Genomic DNA, 23,796 nt, shown 5'->3' with positions numbered 1-23,796 from the left:
CAGGGGAAAAAAGAATTATAATATCAACAGTATGCCTGAGAATTTATCCTCAGGCAATCCAGAGAAAAGAGAATACACAGGAGGATATTATGAAAGTAAAACGATTAGTTCCCTTATTGCTGGCAGCGGCAATGGGCGTATCTGTTCTGACCGGATGCGGCAATTCCATAGATGGACAGAAAACAGGAGCAACATTGGAGGGAGAGGAGATTTCCCTTGGGTTTATGAATTTTATGGCGCGGTATCAGCAGGCCATCTATGACGGGCAGTTTACCGGTATGTTTGGAACTGGCTTCTGGTCTCAGGACTTATTCGGCGAAGGCACGGATATGGTTACCTCTGTGAAAAATAATGTGGCAGAAACTATTGAACTTTTGTATCTGTTAGAAGACCACATGGGAGATTATAATGTGGAAATCACAGAGGAAGAGCTTGCCAAAATGGACGAGGCAGCCGCAAAGTTTATGGAGGATAACACCAAGGAAGCTATCAGCCAGATGGGAGCCACCCAGGAATATGTAAAAGAAATGCTTCGGCTGAATACGATTCAGTTCAAAATGCAGGCTGCCATTGAAGCAGAAGCTGACACCGAGGTTTCTGATGAGGAAGCAGCTCAGAAAACCATCAGTTATGTGGAAGTGAACAGCAAATCCACCACAGACGAGGAAGGGAATACCAAAGAGTATACCGAAGAAGAAAAAGAAAATCTGAAAAAAGAAGTAGAAGCTTTTGCAGCTTCCGCCAAGGACGATTTTAAAGGGGCGGCAGAAGCGGCAGGATATACTGTTACAGAGAATAAGTCTTACGGTGCAGACGAAGAAACTCTGGATGCGGCGCTGATTGAAGGCGCAGACAAGTTAAAGGACGGAGAAATCAGCCCAGTTCTTACCGGCGAGGAAGCATTTTTTGTAGCCCGTATGGAGAGTACCTTTGATGAAGAAGCTACCGAAAGTAAGAAAAAGGAAATTGTGGAAAAGCGTCAGAGCGATCACTATACAGAAGTGTGCGACGGCTATAAGGAAGACGTGAAATATGAAGTAAATGAAAAGGAATGGGCAAAGGTAACATTTGATGATCTTTTTACCATTAAGCAGGAGGAAGCGAAAGACAGCGAAGGCGCCGAAGAGGACAGCAACGCAGGAGAGAGCGAAGGCGCCGAAGAAGGCAGCGATGCAGGAGAGAGTGAAGAAGGCAGCGATGCAGGAGAGAGCGAAGACAGCAGCGACGCAGAAGATAATGAAAATCTCGGAGATAGCGGGGATGCAGAAGAGAATGCTGGTACAGAGGAATAGATGACAAAGATGGATTTTCCCTTTTAGCGGACGGATTGGCGGGCATGAAATGATGACATGATATCCTGACGGCTGAAAGGGAGAATTTTACTAAAGGACTGTTTAAAATGGGAAAAAGAGTGCAGCATGCAGGAATTTTGCTGCTGGCGGTTCTGCTTCTTGTGGGAATTGCAGCCATGCAGCAGGGAAAGAAAGAACGGAATCGGTATGAAACCAGCTTTTTCGACAGCTTTGATACGGTAACGACGATTACTGGATATGCGAAGAGCCAGGAGGCGTTTGAGGAGCAGACAAAGCTTTTGCAGGAAAAGCTGATGCATTATCATCAACTTTTTGATATTTATCATACCTATGATGGGATAAATAATCTAAAGAGCATCAATGATAACGCCGGCAAATCACCGATTCCAGTGGATGAGGAAATTATAGAACTGTTAAAGCTGGGGATAGAGATGCACCAGAAAACAAATGGGCAAATCAACATTGCCTACGGAAGCGTTTTGTCGATCTGGCATGAATATCGGGAGCAGGGCATGGCTGATCCGGCCGGCGCCCAGGTGCCGCCGGAAGAATTGATACAGGAAATGGCGGCCCATACGGATATTTCCAGGCTGGTGATTGATGAAAATCAGGCAACGGTATTTCTGGAAGACGGGGAAATGTCCCTGGATGTGGGAAGCATCGGGAAAGGATATGCGGTGCAGCGGATTACAGAATATGCAAAAGAATTGGGGATGGATCATTTCTTAATCAGCGTAGGCGGAAATGTCAGCGCAGTAGGCGCCAAAGCGGACAATACTCCCTGGCTGGTAGGCATTGAAAATCCGGATTTGGAAAGTTCTGAGGCTTATATTGGGACAGTGGAACTTGCAGATCAAACCATTGTAACCAGCGGAGATTATCAGCGTTATTACATGGTGGACGGGAAACGCTACTGCCATATTATCAACCCGGAAACGGGAATGCCCCCGGAGTATGTTCCTTCCGTATCGGTGCTGACCAATGATTCCGGCATGGCGGACGCATTGTCAACAGCTCTGTTTAATATGGAAGTTTCGGAGGGCCTGGAATTGGCAGAATCGCTGCCTGGGACAGAAGCCCTGTGGGTAATGAAAGACGGAGGGATTCGCTGCAGCAGCGGATTTGAATTTCATGAAAAAGAATGATGTGATTTTAATTGTAGTTTTGCTGGCGGCAGCCCTGGCCGTGTATGGCTTTATTTCTCTGTTTTCAGCAAAAAATACAAAAGAAGCCCAGGCTGTGGTATATCTGGACGGTGAAGTGCAGGGGAGTTATCCTTTGGATCATGATACAAGCGTGACGATTCAGGCAGAATCCGGCGGATACAACATACTGGAAATTCGGGATGGCAAAGCAGATATTACAGAGGCTTCCTGCCCGGATAAAATATGCGTGAATCACCGTCCGGTGCAGAACCGAGGAGAAAGCCTGGTCTGCCTTCCCAACAAAATTGTGGTGGAAATTGAAAACGGCGGTGAAACTGAAATTGACGGAAGCACGAAGTAAGGAGGAAGCCTTAAGCATACTTTTATGCTGAAAGGGAAAAGGGTAAGGAGGAAACGGTGGCGAAGAAAACAGCTTATATGGGAATGCTTACGGCATTGGCATTTGTCCTTTCCTATATTGAATTTTTGATTCCAATTAATCTGGGAATTCCGGGAGTGAAGCTGGGGCTGGCCAATCTGGTGACGATTGTCGCATTATATACCATGGGAGTGAAAGAAGCCTGTACCCTTTCTTTGGTGCGGATTGTACTGAATGGGTTTACCTTTGGGAATCCTGCCGCCATGCTGTACAGTCTGGCAGGGGGGATATTAAGCCTTTTGGCAATGATAGGCGCCCGCAGAATCAAGCTGTTTTCTGTCACAGGAGTCAGCGTCCTGGGCGGCGTGTTTCATAATTTGGGGCAAATTATGGCGGCAGTCCTGGTGGTGGAAAACGCCAGGCTTTTGTACTACTTTCCGGTTCTGGTTCTGTCCGGCACCCTTGCAGGGACAGTGATTGGCATATTGGCTGCTCTTATCATCAAAAGGCTGGATAAGCTGATTAGGGAGCAAAATCAGTAAAGGATATGGTCTATTATATAGAATAGGAGGCGAGAAGAAATGCTGGCGCAGTTTATGGTGAAAAATGTGCTGTCTTTTAAAGAGTAAACAATTTTAGATATGACAGCAATTTCAGCTTCTTATTTCAGAACGCTGCAAGTAGCGGAGGATGAAATCCGTGAAAGAAATAAAAACCGGGGCTGTCGGAAAATGACTGGCTTACATAATGTATCGTATGACTCTCTTGAGTTCATACCATATCTTTTGTATAAAATTCATTTTCCCACAGCCCCAGTTTCATTTTCAAAAAATGTTATAGAACAAAGTCATTTTCACGCAAATGGGGAAGGGACCGGGCATCCGACTTTTGTTCCTTGTAATAAGATACCATAAGTCCCCGGATACAGTCCCGATTCTCCTCGTTCAGTCGACGGTAATACTGTATCACCCGTTTCTCATCAGAACTGATTGGAAAATCATGCGCCACCGTTTTCGGTTCGGTTTTCTTATCGGTCAGCATCAAAAGATAATCAGCGGAAATCTGATAAAACCTGCACAGCTCAATCAGATTATCAATGGTAGGATAGCAGATGTTCCGCTCATAATTGGACAAAATCTTATTGCTGATGTGAGTAGCTTTGGCTACGTCCGTCTGTTTTAAATCTCTGGATTCCCTGATATTTCTTAAATGATCTCCAAGCTGCATGTTAATACCTCATAGATAAAATCGTGTTATTTCTAAGAAAAGCAGATTCGCCTGAGTTTCCGCATTTGCCTGTTTCATTACAGTTTCAACTATAGCCGGCAGCGGCTGGGAACGCATTCGGCTTATCAAAAAACATCTGAATATTCCAATAATTGGAGAGACTCTCACATAAAATCAGTGATTCAAAAGATCCAGGCAAGTATATTATAGACAAAAAAATCCTAAATATATTGAAAATCCTTATTTTAAAGATAATTAGTAAAAAATAGTTATGCAATCATAAAATTATAGAAAATCAAAGGAATATTTCATAAAATTAATGAATTCTTCAATGGTAATTCCAGGGACAGAATCAGTGAAAATGTTTATCTGCCGTTGCATACATCAGAAATAGTTGATGTAAAAATCATAAATTCAAGGATTCAATTCAAAATATTTATGAAATAATTATTGACAATCCTAAAATTTAGGAATACTATAAAAAGTATATTTGCGAAAAAGATAAATTAAAAGGATAAGGTGACGAAACATGGAGGAACAAAAGGTCCATTTTAATATTCCGCCCTTTCATCCCAAAGCTTTCCAGTATATGGAGGATGCCGTTGCCCGCCAGAAAATATGCGGAGATGGGTTTTATACCGGAAAGTGCACGGAATGGATGAAAGCGCAGGCAAAAGCAGCAGGGGCGCTGCTGACCACATCCTGCACCCATGCGTTGGAGATGGCGGCGCTGCTGTCCGGTATCGGGCCTGGAGATGAAGTGATTATGCCTTCCTATACCTTTGTGTCTACTGCGGATGCATTTGTACTGCGGGGCGCAAGGGCAGTCTTTGTGGATATTCGCAAGGACACAATGAATCTGGATGAAGCCCTGATTGAAGATGCCATAACGCCCAGGACAAAAGCAATCGCCGTGGTGCATTATGCCGGAATTTCCTGTGAGATGGACACAATCTGCCGGATTGCCAAAAAGCATCAGTTAAAAATCATTGAAGATGCAGCCCAGGCGGTATTGTGCACCTATCAAGGAAGGTCTCTGGGAGCCATCGGGGATTATGGCTGTTACAGCTTTCATGAGACAAAAAACTACAGCATGGGGGAAGGCGGCGCAATTCTGCTTAAAAATCAGAAAGATATTCTGAATGCGGAAATTATCCGGGAGAAGGGCACCAACCGAAGCCAGTTTTTCCGGGGAGAAATTGATAAATATTCCTGGAAGGAAGCAGGCTCTTCTTATCTGCCCAGCGACCTGAACGCCGCTTATCTCTGGGCTCAATTAGAAGAAGCGGAAGCGGTGAATAGGAGACGGATCAGCAGCTGGAGCCTGTATTATGAATTGCTGCAGGAATTGGAGGCTGCAGGGGACATTGAACTTCCTGTTGTGCCAAAGGGCTGTGTACATAACGGGCATATGTTTTATATCAAAGCGAAAGATTTGGAGGAACGCACGGCGTTGCTGCAATATTTGAAAGAGAAAGGAATTTCCGCTGTATTTCATTATGTGCCCCTCCATTCTTCCGAAGCGGGACAAAAGTACGGAAGGTTCCACGGGCAGGACAGGAACACCACCCGGGAAAGCAATCGTCTGCTTCGCCTGCCTATGTACGATGGGCTGAAAGAAGAGCAAATCCGCTATGTGGCATCAGAAGTGAAGAATTTTTATCGGCAATTCTGAGTTTTTACGATGCGGCTCAAAAAATTTTGCAGATGTTTGAATGATAGAGAATTGAAAAACAGAGAAAATCAGGGAAGAAGTGAGTGGAGCAGAGATGAAATATTCAATTGTAATACCCTGCTATAATTCCGGCAAAACCATTTCCAAAGTAGTTCTTTTGACTATGCAGGAAATGAAAGGAAAAGAAGTGGAATTTATTCTGGTAAACGATGCGTCGCCGGATGGAGGGGCAACCTTTCAGGCGCTTTCGGAACTGGCGGCGGCTTATAAGAATGTGATGGTTATTGATCTTGCCAAAAATGCAGGGCAGCACAATGCGGTAATGGCAGGATTGAATTATGCCCAGGGGGATTATATCATCGCCATGGATGACGATATGCAGACTCATCCCAGCCAGATTCATAAATTACTGGAGGAAATAGAACAGGGCTGGGACATTGTGTATGCCTATTATCCACGGAAAAAACACAGTTGGTATCGGAATCTGGGAAGCGCAGTCAATTTTTGGACGGTGCGGAAGCTGATTGGAAAGCCTAAAGATTTAAAGACTTCCAGCTTCTGGGTGATCCGGAAATTTGTCCGGGATTATGTGATACAGTACCAAAACCCTTACGCCTATCTGCAGGGGCTGTTTTTGCGGACAACCCAAAAGATAACCTGCATTCCGGTGGAACATTTTGAACGGGAAGAGGGAAAATCCAATTATAATCTGAAAGCATTGATCCGGCTTTGGTCAAATGTTCTGGGATTTTCGGTGGTTCCCCTGCGCATGGCAATTTGGCTGGGAATTTGTTTTTCCCTGATTGGGATTGCCGGGGCGTTTGGAGTATTTGCAAAGAAAATTATTTTTCAGGCAAGCGTGGCAGGGTGGACGTCTTTGATGATTGCAATCTGCTTTTTTTCAGGGATTATGCTGCTGTTTATGGGTCTGATTGGAGAATATGTGGGCCGGATGTTTCTGGCGGATAACCGTCAGCCTCAGTATGTGGTGCGCAGGACCTTGGGGCAGAGAACGGGGAATCTGGAGCTTCAGTATGAAGCGAGTCGGACATTGATGCAGAGAACGGGGAATTTGCAGCCTCAGTATGAAGTGAGTCAGGCGTTGATACAGAGAAATGAAGAAAAAAAGATAGGTAATTGGGAGAAAAAAAACATTGAAAAAGCAGGAGAAAAAGAAATTAATGGTATTGGGAGCCGGAGTGTATCAGGTTCCGCTGATCAAACAGGCAAAGAGCATGGGGATAGAAACTTTGGTGGTGAGCGTCCCGGGGAATTATCCGGGGTTTGCCTTCGGGGATAAAATTTACTATGAGGATACCAGGGATTATGAAAAGATTCTGGAAATTGCCAGAAATGAACAGATAGATGGGATTGTGACAACCGGCACAGATGTGGCTGTGGTAACCATCGGAAAAGTCTGTGACGCCCTGGGGCTGTCCGGCTTATCCTTTGAAGCGGGAAAAACAGCTACAGATAAGATGCTGATGAAACAGAAGTACGAGGAATACGGAGTGCGGACAGCAAGATACCGCAGAATCTCCCTGATGGGAGCAGAAAAGGAAAAGCAGCAGGATTCTCACAGCAGATTCGAAAACCAAGACAAGGATTCCAAGTTTATAGAATATTTGGAAAAAGAACTGGAGGGCCTGCAATTTCCGTTGATTTTTAAGGCAGTGGACACTTCCGGAAGCCGGGGAATTGTAAAAGCAGAGGACAGCAGCAAATTTGTAGAGGCGTATCGGGCTGTCAGGGAGAATACCAGAAAAGATTATTTTATTGTGGAGGAGTTTCTGGAAGGGGAGGAATTCGGCGCCCAGTCCTTTGTATGCCGGGGAGAAGTCCAATTTATACTGCCCCATGGGGATTATGTGTTCCAGGGGGATACCGGAGTTCCTATCGGCCACTGGGCCCCCTACGAATTGGAACAGTCTGTAATTGAGGACGCCAAAGAGCAGCTTCAGAAGGCGGTGAAAGCCATGGGCCTTGATAACTGCGCATTAAATGCAGATTTTATCTTGTCTGGAGGAAAGCCTTATGTGCTGGAAATCGGCGGAAGGGCAGGGGCAACCTGTCTGACTGAGCTGGTATCTCTCTATTACGGTTATAATTATTATGAAAAAATCATACAGGCGGCCCTGGGGCTTCCAGTGGATTTTGCCAGTGAGAAAGCCTGCCCGAATGTGGGAATGCTGCTGCGCAGTGAGAACACAGGGGTGATTCAAGAGATTGTGAACAGGAATGACAGAGAAGATAAACAAATCGTTGAGATTCAGTTTGATTATCAGGTTGGGGATGAAGTGCAGGCGTTCCGGGTAGGGCCGCACCGGATTGGACATGTGGTGGTGCAGGCGGATACTTTGGAGGAAGCGAAGCATAAGATGGAGGAAGCGTTGGGAAACATTGAAGTTTGGGTGAGCATACCGTGATGTCCAAAAAGCAGGACAATAAGGAGGAAATGCTCCAGAGCATACCGTGATGTCCAAAAAGCAGGACAATAAGGAGGAAATGCTATAATGTCTGTATATAGGGACAGAAAAATGGAAAACTTGTTTGTTTTTAAATATTTGCTGGAATTAAAAAAACATGACTTGGAGAAGAGAGAGATTTATAACATCCAGAACCATAAAATAGAAGAATTGATGAAATGTGCCTATCATATACCAATCTACCGGAAGAAATTTGAAGCAGTAGGGGCGGTGCCGGAGGATTTTCACTGCAGAGAGGATTTGGTAAAATTTCCAGTTTTGACAAAAAGTGAAATAAAGGAATGGATTACAGCTGAATTAAAGAGAAATCCAGAAAAATATCAAAATTATCATGTGTACACCACCAGCGGTTCCACTGGAACGCCTCTGAAATTATGTGCTTCTCCTAGAGAAAACGCTTATTTTGCGGCAAACTGGCTGAGAATTGCTATGGAAAATGGGGTAAATCCTCTATTAGATCAGACGATGGCGTTAAAAGATCCTGCCATTGTGGCAAAGGGAAAGGACAGTATCTTGCAAAAATTAGGAATATTGCGGCGGCATAAAGTGTCCTTTCTGGCAGAGGGGAAGGTGATAGCGGAAGAGATTAATCGTGTAAGACCTGATTTTTTGTATGCACACCGCACAAAGTTAATGCAGACCGTGGAATATGCCAGGCATAAACATATAAAGCTGCGCCATCCCAAAGCATATGCCAGCATCAGTGAAACTTTGACAAATCAATCTATCAGATTTTTCAGGAAATATCTGGGGAATCGCCTGTTTACTTCCTATGGTTCTATGGAAACGGGAGCATGCACTTTTACAAGAATTGGGAACATCAGGAAGCATATTGTTACCAATGATACTCATGTAATTAATATTGTGGATGAAAAGAACCAGTTGGCGAATAAGGGGAGGATGCTGATTACAAATTTATTTTTGCATGAATTTCCCATTATTAATTATGACATTGAGGATGGAGCAGAAATAATCAGAAAGAATGGAGTAGAATATCTTACCAATATTCAAGGCCGTATGAATGATTGGATTACCCTGGAAGACGGAAGAAAATATGATTATCATCCCTTTTATGCGGCAACGGAGAATTTAGAGGAGCTTCTCAGTTTCCGCGTGATACAAAATAATTACCATGAAGTTGAACTGGAACTTGTAGCGGATCCGGCGAGAGAAATAAATAAGGAATTCCTGGAAAAAGAAATTACAGAAAAGTTGGAAAAAGTGATTGCGGATTACGATATGAAATATCATTTTATCTGGAAAAGCGAGATAGAAGCAGATAGTACCGGGAAGCTGCGGTTTATCGTAAATCGGATGAAAGAAGGAAGTTCATGATGAAGCGTATTGTGAAATGGCTGAAAGAGTTTCTACAAAATTATATATGGTTCCAAAGAAAATTGCGTGAAAAAAATTCATTGAGGAAATGTATCCTGTTGAATTTTCATTTTCTGTGGTGCGTTCTTACAGATGGGTGCAGTCCGGAAGAATATCTTTGGTTTGAGTTTTATCACAAGAGCAGACGGGAGAGAAAGACTTTTTTGACTTATCTCAGGCATGCGGTGCTGATGAAGAAATACAACAGTGAGAGAGTAAGAAAGATTTTAAATGAGAAACAAGAGTTTAACCGTCTTTTTGAAAAGGAATTGGGAAGGGAATGGCTAGATGCGGATCGTGCGGATGAAGGTGAAATAGAAAATTTTCTGAAAAAACATCAAATTGTCATGATTAAACCGAAATTTGGGCGGGGGGGGGAGGAGTTTACAAATATTATTATAAAGGTGAGAAGATTGAGGGGACAGAATTCTCAGGATGCCTGCTGGAAGAGTGCATCCGGCAGCATAAATTATTGCAGGAGTTTAATTCAAATGTAGTGAATACCCTTCGCATCGGAACATTTTGTATTGGCGGTAAGGCAGAGGTATTTGCGGCAGGGCTTCGAATGGGAGTTTCCGAGGAATGTGTGGATAATCTTTGTGCTGGAGGAATTTGTGCAAATGTTCAGATTTTTCATGGAATTATCGATTCGTCAGGAATTAATGGAGAACTTCATCGGTTTGAGGTGAATCCCTATAGCGGGAAAAAACTGCAAGGATTTCAGGTGCCTTATTGGAATGAGGCGAAAGAAATGGTTGTAAAAAGCGCCCAGCGGCTTTCAGAAAATAATATTGTGGGATGGGACGTGGCAATTACGGAACAAGGGCCTGTTTTGCTGGAAGGAAACCCGGATCAAGGAACAGGGGTGATACAGATGTGTGATGGAAAGGGAAAATATCCCAGGATACAAAGGAGGATCAAGGAAAACAGAGGTGTTTGATAAAGGTGAGGACAAATACAGCAGAAAAGCAGATGTTTTCTGGAATACGATTGCTGTTTCGGCAGATGCCCTGCAGTCCACAGTAATTCTCAGTGTGATTGCATATAAGCTTGGAATCGAAGACGCCGGAATTTTTTCCATAGGATATGCCCTGGCAAATTTAGCTGCAACCATTGCCAGATATGGGATGCGGAATTATCAAGTAACGGATAAAAAAGCCGGATGTATTTTTTCGGATTACTTTTTTGCCAGAATTATAACGGTTTTCAGTTCTCTTGCATGTGTTTCAGGATACTTAATGTTTTGCCGGCGGTTTTTGAGATATGAAGGATATAAAACACAAGTGGTATTTATGATATGTCTTTATAAGCTGACAGATGCGCTGGAAGATGTTTGTATAGGATATTATCAGCAGCAGGGAAAATTGTTTGCAGGCGCCAGAATAGCGGCAATACGGATGATTAGTTCTACTGGAATTCTATGTGCGGTTCTGTTGGCGGCAAAAAATTTGGTAACAGCATTGGAAATCAGTGTGATTTATAGTGTTTTGCTGGATGTGGTTCTGTTTGGCAGGAGGTTCCGAAAGGAAAAAATGTCTTGTACAGGTCTATGTGGGAAAAATGTAAAGAAGATTTTAAGAGAATGCGCTCCTCTTGCAATCGCTGCATCAGTGTCGATGTACGTTGGAAATATCCCAAAATATATGATTGACTGGTATATGACAGAGGATGTACAGGCAATTTTCGGATACCTTATGATGCCCGCTTTTTGCATTGTTCTGCTGAGCAGATTTGTATATCAGCCAATGGTAAGAGATATTGGAATCTTATGGCAGAAAAAAGAAAAGAAAAAACTGAAACAGCTAATGGAAAGGCAAGTTATTTTTATTTTTTGCGTCACCGCAATTGCTGTCCTGGCTGGAACATGGATTGGGATACCGCTCTTAAATCTCTTGTACGATGTGAGGCTGGAACCTTACAGGCTGGAATTTACGCTGTTGTTTTTGGGCGGAGCTTTGTTTGCCATATCATCTTTTTGTGCAGTAATGCTGACTGTGACAGGAAGGAGGAATGAGATGGCGGCTGTTTATCTTTTGATTAGCCTGTGTTCTTGTTTCGGCGGCAAATATCTTTTGGAGCTTTATGGAATCGCTGGGGCGGCAATTTTATATCTGATACTAAATCTGGGGATTATTTTGTGCTTTTTGCTTGTGTTGAGAAAGGATTTGTATGAAGAAAAGAAATAGAAAAGAGGCATTGACGGCCTTCTGTTTGACGGGAATGCTTTATTTATTTACGGCCAGCACGCTTCCGATGGGATATCTGACAAATGATGATCATGGAATACAAAATGCGCTTTCCGGTTTTACGACGGGAACCCCATATCCATACCATCAGTTTATTAACTGTATTCTGGGTTATCTTGTAGCTTTTTTCTATCGGGTAATTCCGCAGATCCAGTGGTGGTATGTATTGAGCGTCTTTGCTATGCTTGCCGGAATTTATCTGGTGCATAGAAACTGGCTGATTCTGTGCCGGATAGAAGAAGCGGGTAAAATCATGACATATGTTCCCATTGCATTTTTCTCTTTTTTTATTTGGCCTTATTATCTGTCAAAAAGCGCATTTACTGTGGTTCCCGCTGTATGTTCAATAGGGTTTTTCACTACGCTTTTGCTGCCTGGCAAAGGAAAAATCCGGGTTCGGGATATTCTGATTCCCTGCGTTGCCTGTTTGTTTGCCTCTTTGATACGATATGAAACAGGCGCAGTGACAGTCTGTTATCTGAGCTTGTGCGTACTGTATTATTGTGTGAAGAAAGAAGGCTGGAACCGAAAAGTGATGATTGCCATGCTGATATACGTTGCTGTTTTCAGTACGGCTTTTTTAGGCTTCCATCAATACGATAAATATGTTTCCAATCAGCTTGAAACAGAAGAATTCCAGGAATTTAACAGAGGCCGAATCCGGTACATGGATTATCCTCACCTGCAGTATGGGGAGGATCCGGAATTTTTCGACAGTATTGGATGGGACAGTAAGCTGGCAATGCTGGTAGGCAACTGGTGCTTTCTGGACGAACGGGTGACCGGAGAAAATCTATTGGCGATTGCGGAAAAAACTGAAGATCGGGGAAAAGAATTATGGAGTAAGGAACCAACCTGGCTGGTCTGGGCGAAGCAGGTATATGGGAGCCGTTTTTTCCTGGGTATTACGATTCTGATGTACCTTACTATTGTGATAAGCTTAATTTATTTTACCCGGATTGGAGAACCGGAATCACTGTTTTTGATGCTTCATATTCTAGGGAGCATTGCTTTGACAATTTATCTGTGTGTGCAGGGCAGGCTTCCGACCCGTGTTTACAGTGTGATCGTAATACCGGGAATTGTAATTTCATGGTTTTTTCTGGTGAAATATTGGATGCATATAGAAAATGGGAGAAAAGGCATTGGACAATTATTGCTCGTGATTGCTTTGTTGTATGGCGGAACTGCCTGCGGGGAGTTTCTTTATTCTCCAACTCGGATTGCGCAGGCAGAATGGAATAAAAGTTATACGCAAAAGATTAACGAATATGTTTTGGAACATAAAGAAAACATTTACATTCATGCTCTCTGGAATTATTCGCCTGGGGATAAAGGCGAGATTTATTTAGAGGACAAACCCAATAACGCTATGTTCTTCGGAGGAAGCAATTGGTATTCTGATATATATAACAAGAAATTAGAACAACTTGGGCTGTCAGAATTGTCTATGAGGACATTTCAGAAAGACAACGTCTATTTTATGATGGATTATCAGCCCTATCTGTATGCTTGGGATCTGTATACGGATGCATTTTTCTCAACTCTGATGGATTATGGGGTGACCAGGATAGATTACGTGGATCGGATTGGAAATTTAGCGTGTATCTATAAGTTTGAATTTGATGACAGCTTAAAGGGATATACAGGATTCTATGAGCTGGGAGATTATATGTTCTATTATAAAGATGGAATTCGCCAGACAGGGGAATTTGAAGTGGAAGGAAAGGAATATTTCGGCAGAAAGACAGGGGAATTTGTTATTTATGAAGGAAGTTATATTTTTACGGAGGGAGCGCTGAAGGAAGAGGAGGAGAAAGATGGTTTTTAAATGAGAAGGTGAATGTGGTATATAATAGTTTATGCTTTTAAAGTATGCATCGTGAAAATATTCAAAACATACGTTCTGATAGAATTGTGCAGGATTTTGTAGTATACTGAGATCGTTGTATTTTTACAGCTAAATAAGTATGATTGGGGATATAAATATTGGACGAGTATACATTATTTTTAGATGAAAGTTATACATATGAACAAAACGGCCGTAAACCGGCATTTGCCATTGGTGGATTTATAGTAAAAAATGATGAAATTCCTAAAATAAACAGTGGGATAGATATCATAAAATTAAATATTTGGAATGATGTGCCAGATTCGCAATCCGTTATTTTACATGAACTTGATTTGAAGCAGGCTATTAGCAGCCGGAAGCCTAGAAATACATTAAAGCCGGAATATGTCAGGTTTAGAGATAATAGAAATTTAGCGCAGCATTTGTATAACAAAATCAGTAAACTAATTAAAGATTCACAGATATATACGATTGGCTGTGTAATAAAAAGTGATGATTATTATGATAATTTTTCAAAATCGGAAATAGCAAATGAAATATCGTTAGTCTGTATGCAGATTATATTAGAGAATTATACGCATTTTTTGTTTAAAAATAAAGCTGTTGGAAAAATTGTTTATGAATCGCGGGACACTTTTGATAAGATTATGTTAATGAGATTTTATCAGGTTTCATCCATTGGAACAATGTATGTCAGACCTGATGCGATTCAGCAGAGAATTTTACAGTTTGCCTTTACGCATAAATCAGAAAATTCACAATGTTTACAATTGGCCGATTTTATGCCAAATCAAATGGCAAGAAAAAAATCTGGGAAATCTATCTATAAAAACGTGAGAGCTTTGACAAACGCTATTTTGTCTAAATCTTATGATGGGATGAGTGGAAATACTGATAGATTTGGAATAAAAATAATTCCAAGAATAATTTCAAATATCTCTTGACATAATATATTATCGTGTATATAATAATATAAGCAATGGTTTTGAGAGCACAATTCTTAATGAGCGTATCGCACAAGAGTGGATAGCGTTTAAATTTCAAATTCGATGTTTAGCGGCTGAGATGTGGAATTTAAAGAGTGACTCTATCGTATCATTTTATACACTTGATGAAAGAGGCGCTTAGTATTAACTAAGCGTCTTTTATCATGGAATTTATATCTGAAATGTCTTTAGGATCTAAATAACTGACATATCTTGACTTGTCTATTTTTCCGATTGCACAGTACAAAAAGCCTCGCCGTAGCCCGCTGCGCCTACGTTTTTTGCACTGCACACTCGAAGAAATATCCTGCGTAATCTGTATCACTTATTTTCCTACAGATCCTTAGTTTTTCTGTAAAAAGGAATTGCGCCGAATTTCCCCTGTTATAGTCCAAACCAGAAATCCAAAGCACCCAAGTACCAAAACTGACAGTATCCTTGGCATTAAAAGTTCCGGCCGGTAAGCAGAATATGGATAATACAGATAATCCAGCACAATGCAGCAAAACAGAAGGTTTGTGGGGAGCAGCGCACAAAGGAAGCGTTTCCTATCAGGTTTCAGCACAAAGCCCAAAAACAGCAGGCCAAGAGCCGGAAAGAGATACCGCCCCATCATTTTTGTGGAAAAGCAATACATACCGAAAATCAAAAATGCTCCGATGATGGGATAAGAGGAAGAATCTTTCCCATATTTTAGGAACATAACAATAGAGGAGCAAACCAGCGCAGCAATAACAATAGTTCCCCAGGTACTGCAGGAAAAGGGGCCAAATGCCGTTTTTTCATCCACAAGATTGTATCCAACCAGTGTCCAGAAATTATAGGAGTTTAAGGAAGCCCTTCCATAGCTGCCCAGGGAATTTCCAAGAGTGTGAAACAAATCCTCAGGACGGAATTCACCGGTAGAGGGCTGGTAAAGGAATGGAAGATAGGACAGCAAGATACATCCTATGGCAGCCAGGCCAACTCTGAAATGATGGAAAAAACGTTTCCAACTGAAATCTGTTAAAATCACCTGATTGATAATTCCGAAAATCAATACGGGTGTAATAAAAATAATCTGATATTTAAATAGAAATCCCGCTACAAAAGCAAAATAACTCAATTCCAGACGTTTTGTGCAGATTAAATATACGGTCAGCAGTGTAAAGAGACTGTAAATGGAGTCTACCTGCCCAATGTAAGATGAATCCAAGATAGTAACCGGGCTGAACAGATATAACAGTGATAAAGTCAATGCAAGGTTTCTTGATTGATGTTTTGCGGTAACGTGATAAAGCGTATATCCTGTCAGCAAATCGCAGATAATGCCGGGAATCTTGAAAATAAATGTGGTTAATTTACTGCCAAATATAAAGGTAATTCCCAGAAAAGAGGAAATTTTACCAATAAGAAACAGCAGATATTCAAACAGCGGAGGATAAACAATGCTCCATCTAGAAAAAAATCCGAAGAATCCCTGATTTAAGAATTCTTCTGAGGCATTCATAAAGTACCTTAAGTCACCGTCATGGCTTAATACAGTACATGGCAGCCGCAGAAACAATGCCACTGTCATAATCAGCAGGAGATTCATTCCGGCGTCTGTTTTAGAAATGGGTTCCAGGAAAGAATCTTTGGCCTTTTTCTCAAACAGCAGAAAATAAAAAAAGACAGATAAAGAGGCAAACAGAAGTGTAATGATAATCACTGAAACATTTTTTGTTGTAATTTCCATAATAATCATGCATTCCTTTCGTTTTAAACTGACGTTTGATATACAGTGAGTTTTGATGTTTATCAATGTCGCCTGTCGTTAATATTAATCATACAATCATATGATATATGAATAGTCGCTAAAAGTCAAAAAAAGTATGAAAATTAATCTCAAAATAATTGACACAATGAAATTCAGGGTATATAATCGTAACTACCAAAAGTACAAAACAAGAAAGTACTTGGAATAGAAAGAGGAGGAAAGACACAAAATGAAAATGAAGTTTTTGTCCAAGAGAAATGTAGCAATTCTACTTTCAGCGACAATGGTGTTAGGAAGCTTTACTGTAGCTGCAGCAGCAAATACAGAAGGCGGAAGAGCAGCGTTGACGCGTGAAGCAACAGGGGGAAGTACACCGGGAAGCACCCCAGGAAGTACACCGGGAAGCACCCCGGGAAGTACACCGGGAAGCACCCCGGGAAGTACACCGGGAAGTACACCAGTAGTAGTGGAAACAAAGGTTTCTTTAAATATGAAAGAAATCTCTCTGGAAGAAGGAAAAACAGCAACATTAGTAGCAACCGTAACACCGAATGAGAACCAGGCAGTGCAGTGGCTCACCTCTGATTCAAAAGTAGCAACCGTATCAAACGGAACAGTTACAGCAGTAAAAGCCGGAACTGCAACAGTTACTGCAAAAGTTGGAACAGCGGAAGCTACCTGTAAAGTCACAGTAACTCCGAAACAGGAGCAAAAACCCACTGAAATCGCAGTCACTGGCATTACCTTAGACGCTGCCAGCATTACTCTGGACAAAGGAAAGACCAGAACTTTAACAGCAACCGTAGCGCCTGCTAACACCACCAACAAGACTGTGACATGGACGACCTCTGACGCAAAGGTTGCAACCGTATCAAACGGAACAGTAACTGCTGTAGATAAAGGAACTGCAACTATTACGGCCAAAGCAGGGGATAAGACCGCTGCTTGTACAGTAACGGTAAATGCGCCGCAGACCGAAAATAAGGTTCCGGCAAAAAAGGTTACCCTGAGTTCCAAGAAGGTTTATGTGGTAAAAGGTAAGAGCGTTACCGTACAGGCAACCGTTACGCCTTCTAATACTACAGATAAGGTAACATGGTCTACTTCCAACAAGAAGATTGCCACTGTTAAGAATGGTAAAATCACCGCAAAGAAAAAAGGAACCGCAACGATTACAGCTAAAGCTGGAAGCAAGAAAGCGACCGTTAAGGTAACTGTAGCGTCCAAGGCAACCAAGTCCACAAAGGTTACCCTGAACAAGAAAAAAGCAACCTTAAAGGTGAAAAAGACACTTACCTTAAAAGCAACCATGAAGCCGGCAAAATCTACCGATACCCTGAAATGGAGCAGCTCCAACAAGAAAGTTGCAAAAGTAGATAAATTCGGCAAAGTGACCGCAGTGAAAAAAGGTACCGCAACCATTACGGTAAAAACATCCAGCGGCAAAAAAGCAACCTGTAAGATTACAGTAAAGAAATAATGTAACCATTCGGCGCGTCAGAAGACAGTTTTCTGACGCGCTTTGAACTCAGGAGCTGTCATGAAATAATTTGCGCAGGTTATTTCATGACAGTTCCTGAAGGATTTCTTTAGGGAGAGAACTATGGTAAAGATAGAGAAAGATTTTAATCAGTCGGTAGGACACCGTATCCGTGAGGTTCGGGAAACCCTTCGGATGACCAGGGATGAATTCAGCAAATTGTGCGGTATTTCAGAAAGCTTTCTTGCCGCTGTGGAACGGGGCGATAAAAGCATTACTTCCAAAACACTGTATAAAATCAGCACAGGTTCCCATATTTCTGTGGACTATCTGATTTTCGGAAAAAGGGAAAGTTTTCAGGCGGAAATGATTCTGGGGTTGCTGGAACATCTGGACGATTCCCAGCGGGAAAGCGCGGTTCGGATTCTGTGTGAGTTTGCCAATACTCTTGCATAAATCCATGAAAAAACACGCTCTTCTTTTCCTCCTGCTGCTGGTGGGAATTTTGGTATCAGTTCTGGCTGACATCATGCTGATCCACATGCAGATTCACAACTATGAAGATAAGATACAAATTCTCTCTGTGATGGCAGATCCCAGGAATCAGGATAGAGAAAATATGGAAAAAGCAGCAGAATTGCTGAAAGGAACAGAAGATTCTGTCTGGGAAGGACGGAGCATACTGGTTTGCTGTGTCTGTATGTTCTGGCGGTTCTGATATCATACAAGCTGTCAGAGAAAAGAAAGCAGCAGGAGTGGAAAGCGCTGGGAAACATATTGGAACAGTTTCAGAAACGGCAATACAGGCAGGATTTCAGAACCGCTGATGCAGACAGTCAGGAGCTGGCAAATGTTTATGAACATCTGGAGCGTCTGGCTGAAAGCAGAGGAAGAGCAGATCTCCATGGAACTGGAGGAGTGGGAAGCGTTACCGTTTCTTTCCGCTGCCGGGGAAAGGAGAGTGGCAGTGCTTTTGTGGTGCAGCTTCCTCTTTGAATCTAAGAAGTCTTACAAAACTGTAAGGCTTCTTTATTTTTTTGAAAGCAAAATGAAAGAAATAAGAGTTACAATAATCGTGTTCCGGCAGATAGAAAGTGACTTTGCCATGCGTCTGCCGGAGTGGGATTGATGATAGAGGAGGATGTCAATGGAAACAATTTTAAAAACAACGGATTTATGTAAATATTATGGAAAGGGAGAAAGTCAGGTGCGGGCTGTGAGATGTGCCAATATCGCCATAAAAAGAGGGGAATTCGCAGCCATTGTAGGCAAGTCTGGCTCTGGCTGCGAAACCGGATATTATTCTGGCAGATGAACCTACAGGAAATCTGGATTCCCGCACAAGCGACGAAGTAGTGGGGCTTTTGAAAATGATAGAGGCATGGGGAACTGGTATTCCAAAAATATTTGAGGAAGAAAGGAATTATGGGCTTCGGGAACCGGAACTTCAGGACATGGGAAGTGATTTTCGGATTAATCTGTATCGAAAAGAACTGGCAGTTGATGGTTACGGAGTGATTGCTCCTGATATTGCAGCGGAAGTTGGAGAGATTTGCGAAGAGGGGATGGGTGAGGTTAAGGGGGATAAACGAAGCATGAATGGCACCAAAGTTGATTCTGATGACAAGAAATTGCTTTCTGTCATTCGCAAAGATGGGACAGTTACGCAGCTTCAGTTGAAGCAGGGCTATAAAAAACGGAGGTATTGCACGTTGCTTTTTTATGGCTCTGTTTTTTTATTTTATAAAATATAATAAGGAAACATTTGAAAGAAAACATTGCAAATATGCTTAAAAAGTAAGCATATTGATTGCAAAATTTTTCATAAGATAAAAAGAATAAAAATTATCAGAAAATTATGGCGAAAAACAAAATAAAATCAGAAATATCTAGGGGGGGGGGGTAAAAATATACAAAATAAACAAAAAAGAAAAAAGTTTACAGATAGCAATTGACATTTTATGGAAGTGGGACTAGAATAGAGAAAGGTCATTTGTGAAAAGATTGTGAAATAAAGTTGAAAATTTTATGAATCTGTCATGAGACTGGCAGACTCACAGCTTTTTTGCAAGGGAGACACGGATGATACAATTTATTCATTTATGAAAGGAGTTTTTTTATGAGGAAAGGTGGAATGACCGCACGTGTTGCAGCAGCCATCCTGGCAGCGGCAATGGTGATGACAGACGCAGTTCCCGCTCTCGCAGCAGAGAACCTGACCGTGGAAACTACAGAGCAGGGCGCAGTGAGCGGCGTCTCCAAGGTAATTGGGCTGGAGGGAAAGTATAGTTCATACACGATGTCCAGTGACGACGAAAAAGTGGAGAAGGATTATGCCTATGTGAATCCAGCGCTGAGATCTGGAAATGACAGAGTAACAGTGACAGGAACGAAGGAGAGTTGGCTGGACGCTGCAACAGGGCTGTATAAGAAGGGTGACGTTTATTACGCTTACTTTGATGAAAGTAATGGCGCTTTATACGGTAAAGTAGCTAAAGTTTATCCGGCTACTCTTCAGCCGCAGGAAGATGCAACAGGATTTTATGATGTAGATGGTAAAAAGTATACTACTTGCTATGAAAAGCGTCCGACGAAGAAGGATGAATATGGTGATGAAGTTACAGACTGGGAGAAACCTGTTTTGTCATATTATTTCCTGGAAAGGAATGAAGTAGATGTTTTGGGCGCAGTTTCAGGCGGCCCGTTTGCTGATTACGAAGCAGTGCGAAATGCCGTAGCAGCTGCTTATGGACAGAAAGTAGCAGCGACAGATGCAAGTGTACAGTATTACCTGGTAAATGGAAAAACGTATACAAATATAGAGACAAATACAGAATACGATTATACGAACGGTAACTATAAAACAGCTACCGCATATGCATTTAAATCTAGTGAGATTTCCTTTGACCGGAAGTATCATCGGATTTCCTGGAATGAAGTTACCAACGAGACAGAAGTAGAGAGCGGTGGAAAACTGCTGAAGGTTGGATATCAGGTTAAGGTAGACGGCCAGGCGGTGGAACTTGGTGACCTTGCAGTGAGTCAGGATAAGAAGACAGTGGAACCAATCCAGACGGGGACTGATTACAGCAGCAGTTCTTCCAAATCCTATACGGCTGCTGAAAAAGCAAAATATGAAGTAAGAGCCGTATACTATACTGAGACAGTAGCTGCGACAGATCAAGCAGGAGATTATTATGAGGGAGGCGTAGCTAAACAGATTGTTAAGGTAGGGGATTGGTCGGAACTGACTTATAACTGGTCGCAGAAGCAGGTGAATGTTCCTGTAGTAACTGGATTAAAGTGGGTTCAGAAGAATACGAAGAAAGCAAGAATTTCCTGGAATACAGTTCCAGATGCAATCAATTATAAGGTACAGAGTTATAAAGCTGCAGCTCCTGTAAATGTTACTGCGCTGAAAGATGAAGACTGGGATTCGGAAGGCACTACAGGAATAAGAACTTATTATGACTATGATAATTCTCAGGATGAGTATATCTATGAACGTGACGAAAACGGCAATATAAAATATGATCAAAACGATGAGCCAATCAGGAAAGAGGTTAACTACATTTATTTCAGAGTATGCGCTGTTGTAATGGACAGCAATGAAAATGAAGTGGAAGGCGCTTATTGTGCTCCCTGCGCTGTTACATACAACAAACAGGTGAATGCGCCTGTAGCTGCCGGACTGAAAATTGAGAACAATGACGACGGCACCTTCCGTCTGGTATGGAATCCGGTTGATGTAAATACAAATGTAGTAGTGCTTTATTCTAAGAGTGAGAAGATCTTCCAGACAAAAGAATATACATACAGCTATTTGAATGCTACTGGCGTAGATTCTTTAGGAAGGACACAGCGTCTGACTAGTGTAACTGCACTTAAGGATAAGATGGAACTTGTAGACAAGCAGGTAAAAGCCTATCCTGTTTCCGCAAGTGAGAATTCCATTTCAAGCAATGTTTTGGATGGTATTGAACCTGGAAAGAAATATTATTTTGTAGTTTTGACCTATGACACATCCAAACATGATGATATCCGGACGGCTGTAGCTACCCAGAATGTAATGGTAAATGGCAAGGCAGAGCCGGTTCAGTTTGTAAATTATAATGATGTTTCCGTATCCAGCAGAGTTTCTGCAACGCTTGGTCTTGGAATTGATGCGCCTTCTACCAAATCCGGTAAGAAGAGCATTACGATGATATTTGATCAGACCAATGATGCAATTACAGGGTATGAGATTTATCGTAAGAGCGGCAAGAAGTATAAGAAAGTAAAAACCATTTCTTCCACAGAATATACAGATGAAGGTCTGAAAGAAAGCACCGTATATGACTACAGAGCAAGGGCATATTACTATAATCCTGAGACAAAGGCAAAGAAGGTATACAGCGATTATGTGTATTTCTCAGCAGAAACAGGAAACAGCAATTACATTGATCTGAGAGTTACCAAGAAGAGCAAGACTTCTGCAACACTGAAATGGACCAAGGTTTCCGGAGCTACTCAGTACGATATTTACCGTGCTTACCTGTCCTCCACAGATACAAATCTTTCTAAATCTAACGGATTTGGAAATTATGCAAAACAGCAGTCAAATAAGAAGTTTGAACTGGTTAAGACAATCAAAAAAGCAAAGACCGTGTCATGGACAGACAAAAAGCTGAAACAGGATGCTTCTTATACTTATGTAGTGGTAGCAAGCTATAAGTCTAAAAAGGTTACCAAGCAGATATATGCAATGGACACTGTTCTCATGAAGGTGGAAGCGCCTAAGAATGTTAAGACCAGCATAAGCGGCACTAATGTAAAGGTTAGCTGGGATAAAGATAAGTTTGCAACTAAATATGAAGTAAGTTACAGGAAGTATGATGATAACTATAACGATGACTATGAAGATCATTGGACAACTGCCAATAACGTAAAGAAGAACAGCTATACCATTAAGAACGTTGCCGGAAATGAACGTGTTATAATTCGTGTGCGTGCATATGGCAATAAAAAATGGTCAGAGTATGTAACCGTATATCAGAACGGTAATGAAAAACTGAAAGTTGCACAAAGCGTAACAGCCAAAGAAGTGACGGAGAAGGATGCAAAAGGCGTGAGCACTACGGCTGTAAAGATTAGCTGGAAGAAGGTTTCCGGTGCAAAATATTACAAAGTATGGCGTTCCACCAGCCCGGCTTCTTTCTACAATGCAGACAAAAAGTCATATGAGACAAACGGCAGAGTAGAACCAATTGCAAAAGAGAGCAATAACGATGAATCAACCTCTGCAAACGTAGTTCTGTATAAAGAATACAAAGCGCAGAAGAATACCATTGTTGCCAACTCTGCAATTGACCGCGGCAACCTGCGTACAGGAGTAACCTATTACTATTATGTTCAGGCGTTTGGTGAGAACGGCGATACAATTTCCGGATACAGCAAGCCTGCAAGCATCTGCTATAAAATCAGCCCGAGCATTAAGAAGCTGACAGCTAAGAAGGGCAAAGTAACTATTAAGATTACCAAAGTAAACGGAGCTTCCAAGTACGAAATCTATCGTTCCACCAAGAAGAACAAAGGATTCGAAAAGATTGGAACAACCAAAAAGAATTCTACCTCTTATGTTGATAAGACAGTGAAGAAAGGTAAGAAATACTACTATAAAGTAGTTGCAATTGGAACAAACGGCTTGAAGGCTGATTTCGCTTCCGGTGCATCTAAAGTAAAGAGCATTAAAGCAAAATAATTTTACTGGAAAGTAAGCAGAGAACCCCGAAAGGAATCTTCCTTTTGGGGTTCTCTGTTTGAATCGCAGAATCGTATCTGCATTTTTCTTGAGATGTATCGTAAACGGTAAAACGCGAGTACCTATACAAAACTGGAGCAAACCTGTATGATAGT

At 41.9% G+C, this 23,796-nt stretch carries 21 protein-coding genes and 1 pseudogene; 20 read left to right on the top strand and 2 right to left on the bottom strand.

Going from position 1 to position 23,796, the window contains the following annotated elements; all coding sequences use genetic code 11:
- The first annotated feature begins 89 nt into the window (after nt 1–89).
- The 4 genes from E5329_RS10020 (at nt 90) to E5329_RS10005 (ending at nt 3,379) form a co-directional block, all read left to right on the top strand.
- Nucleotides 90–1,292, top strand: a complete 1,203-nt coding sequence (locus E5329_RS10020; RefSeq protein ID WP_135989417.1) for a peptidyl-prolyl cis-trans isomerase — start codon at nt 90–92, stop codon at nt 1,290–1,292.
- Nucleotides 1,293–1,399: 107 nt separating this feature from the next.
- Nucleotides 1,400–2,458, top strand: coding sequence for an FAD:protein FMN transferase (locus E5329_RS10015; RefSeq protein WP_135989416.1), 1,059 nt, complete (start codon nt 1,400–1,402; stop codon nt 2,456–2,458).
- Nucleotides 2,445–2,819, top strand: coding sequence for a NusG domain II-containing protein (locus E5329_RS10010; protein WP_135989415.1), 375 nt, complete (start codon nt 2,445–2,447; stop codon nt 2,817–2,819). Before E5329_RS10015 ends, E5329_RS10010 begins: the two co-directional genes overlap by 14 nt.
- Before the next feature lie 56 nt (nt 2,820–2,875).
- Entirely contained in the window at nt 2,876–3,379 is a 504-nt protein-coding gene (locus E5329_RS10005; RefSeq protein WP_330572082.1) for a Gx transporter family protein, read from the top strand.
- Nucleotides 3,380–3,671: 292 nt separating this feature from the next.
- Here E5329_RS10005 and E5329_RS10000 read toward each other — a convergent pair whose 3' ends face one another.
- A complete protein-coding gene (locus E5329_RS10000) occupies nt 3,672–4,064 on the bottom strand; it encodes a helix-turn-helix domain-containing protein (RefSeq protein ID WP_135989414.1) in 393 nt (130 codons plus the stop codon).
- A gap of 529 nt (nt 4,065–4,593) precedes the next feature.
- Here E5329_RS10000 and rffA point away from each other — a divergent pair.
- The 9 genes from rffA (at nt 4,594) to E5329_RS09960 (ending at nt 14,641) form a co-directional block, all read left to right on the top strand.
- On the top strand, nt 4,594–5,739 hold the full coding sequence (rffA, locus tag E5329_RS09995; RefSeq protein WP_135989413.1) for a dTDP-4-amino-4,6-dideoxygalactose transaminase: 1,146 nt from the start codon (nt 4,594–4,596) through the stop codon (nt 5,737–5,739).
- 94 nt (nt 5,740–5,833) lie between these two features.
- Nucleotides 5,834–7,039: a glycosyltransferase family 2 protein gene (locus tag E5329_RS09990; protein WP_275443160.1), complete on the top strand. Its 1,206-nt coding sequence runs from the start codon at nt 5,834–5,836 to the stop codon at nt 7,037–7,039.
- On the top strand, nt 6,921–8,165 hold the full coding sequence (locus tag E5329_RS09985) for an ATP-grasp domain-containing protein (RefSeq protein ID WP_135989461.1): 1,245 nt from the start codon (nt 6,921–6,923) through the stop codon (nt 8,163–8,165). Before E5329_RS09990 ends, E5329_RS09985 begins: the two co-directional genes overlap by 119 nt.
- 87 nt (nt 8,166–8,252) lie before the next feature.
- On the top strand, nt 8,253–9,560 hold the full coding sequence (locus tag E5329_RS09980) for an AMP-binding protein (protein ID WP_135989412.1): 1,308 nt from the start codon (nt 8,253–8,255) through the stop codon (nt 9,558–9,560).
- Between the two features lie 230 nt (nt 9,561–9,790).
- Nucleotides 9,791–10,096, top strand: coding sequence for a hypothetical protein (locus E5329_RS29715; RefSeq protein ID WP_168356576.1), 306 nt, complete (start codon nt 9,791–9,793; stop codon nt 10,094–10,096).
- The gene (locus E5329_RS09975) at nt 10,072–10,539 is read left to right on the top strand and encodes a sugar-transfer associated ATP-grasp domain-containing protein (RefSeq protein WP_168356575.1); all 468 of its coding nucleotides are present in this window, start codon (nt 10,072–10,074) and stop codon (nt 10,537–10,539) included. Before E5329_RS29715 ends, E5329_RS09975 begins: the two co-directional genes overlap by 25 nt.
- Nucleotides 10,532–11,785: a lipopolysaccharide biosynthesis protein gene (locus E5329_RS09970; protein ID WP_135989410.1), complete on the top strand. Its 1,254-nt coding sequence runs from the start codon at nt 10,532–10,534 to the stop codon at nt 11,783–11,785. Before E5329_RS09975 ends, E5329_RS09970 begins: the two co-directional genes overlap by 8 nt.
- On the top strand, nt 11,769–13,676 hold the full coding sequence (locus E5329_RS09965) for a hypothetical protein (protein WP_135989409.1): 1,908 nt from the start codon (nt 11,769–11,771) through the stop codon (nt 13,674–13,676). Before E5329_RS09970 ends, E5329_RS09965 begins: the two co-directional genes overlap by 17 nt.
- A 158-nt stretch (nt 13,677–13,834) precedes the next feature.
- A complete protein-coding gene (locus tag E5329_RS09960; protein ID WP_168356574.1) occupies nt 13,835–14,641 on the top strand; it encodes a DUF3800 domain-containing protein in 807 nt (268 codons plus the stop codon).
- A 385-nt stretch (nt 14,642–15,026) separates the two neighbouring features.
- Here E5329_RS09960 and E5329_RS09955 read toward each other — a convergent pair whose 3' ends face one another.
- The gene (locus E5329_RS09955; protein ID WP_168356573.1) at nt 15,027–16,400 is read right to left on the bottom strand and encodes a glycosyltransferase family 39 protein; all 1,374 of its coding nucleotides are present in this window, start codon (nt 16,398–16,400) and stop codon (nt 15,027–15,029) included.
- 250 nt (nt 16,401–16,650) lie between these two features.
- Between E5329_RS09955 and E5329_RS09950 the strand changes: the two genes are divergently transcribed.
- The 7 genes and pseudogenes from E5329_RS09950 to E5329_RS09925 all read left to right on the top strand — a co-directional run bounded on the left by E5329_RS09950 (nt 16,651) and on the right by E5329_RS09925 (nt 23,641).
- Nucleotides 16,651–17,901, top strand: a complete 1,251-nt coding sequence (locus E5329_RS09950; protein WP_135989406.1) for an Ig-like domain-containing protein — start codon at nt 16,651–16,653, stop codon at nt 17,899–17,901.
- Between the two features lie 123 nt (nt 17,902–18,024).
- Nucleotides 18,025–18,357, top strand: a complete 333-nt coding sequence (locus E5329_RS09945; RefSeq protein ID WP_135989405.1) for a helix-turn-helix domain-containing protein — start codon at nt 18,025–18,027, stop codon at nt 18,355–18,357.
- A gap of 4 nt (nt 18,358–18,361) precedes the next feature.
- Nucleotides 18,362–18,619 (top strand): hypothetical protein, encoded by a 258-nt coding sequence (locus E5329_RS09940; RefSeq protein WP_135989404.1) that lies wholly within the window; start codon nt 18,362–18,364, stop codon nt 18,617–18,619.
- Nucleotides 18,620–18,751: 132 nt separating this feature from the next.
- A complete protein-coding gene (locus E5329_RS09935) occupies nt 18,752–19,030 on the top strand; it encodes a hypothetical protein (protein WP_135989403.1) in 279 nt (92 codons plus the stop codon).
- A gap of 18 nt (nt 19,031–19,048) precedes the next feature.
- A complete protein-coding gene (locus tag E5329_RS29710) occupies nt 19,049–19,216 on the top strand; it encodes a hypothetical protein (protein WP_168356572.1) in 168 nt (55 codons plus the stop codon).
- Nucleotides 19,179–19,655, top strand: a pseudogene (locus E5329_RS09930) (ATP-binding protein); the annotation flags it as partial. The gene E5329_RS29710 and the pseudogene E5329_RS09930, both read left to right, overlap by 38 nt.
- Before the next feature lie 365 nt (nt 19,656–20,020).
- Nucleotides 20,021–23,641, top strand: coding sequence for a fibronectin type III domain-containing protein (locus E5329_RS09925; RefSeq protein WP_135989402.1), 3,621 nt, complete (start codon nt 20,021–20,023; stop codon nt 23,639–23,641).
- Nucleotides 23,642–23,796 lie beyond the last annotated feature (155 nt).

This window comes from Petralouisia muris (assembly GCF_004793545.1).
GTDB lineage: Bacteria > Bacillota > Clostridia > Lachnospirales > Lachnospiraceae > Petralouisia > Petralouisia muris.
The sequence above is the reverse complement of the archived record's forward strand: the minus strand, read 5'-3'. Positions and strand labels throughout refer to the sequence as shown.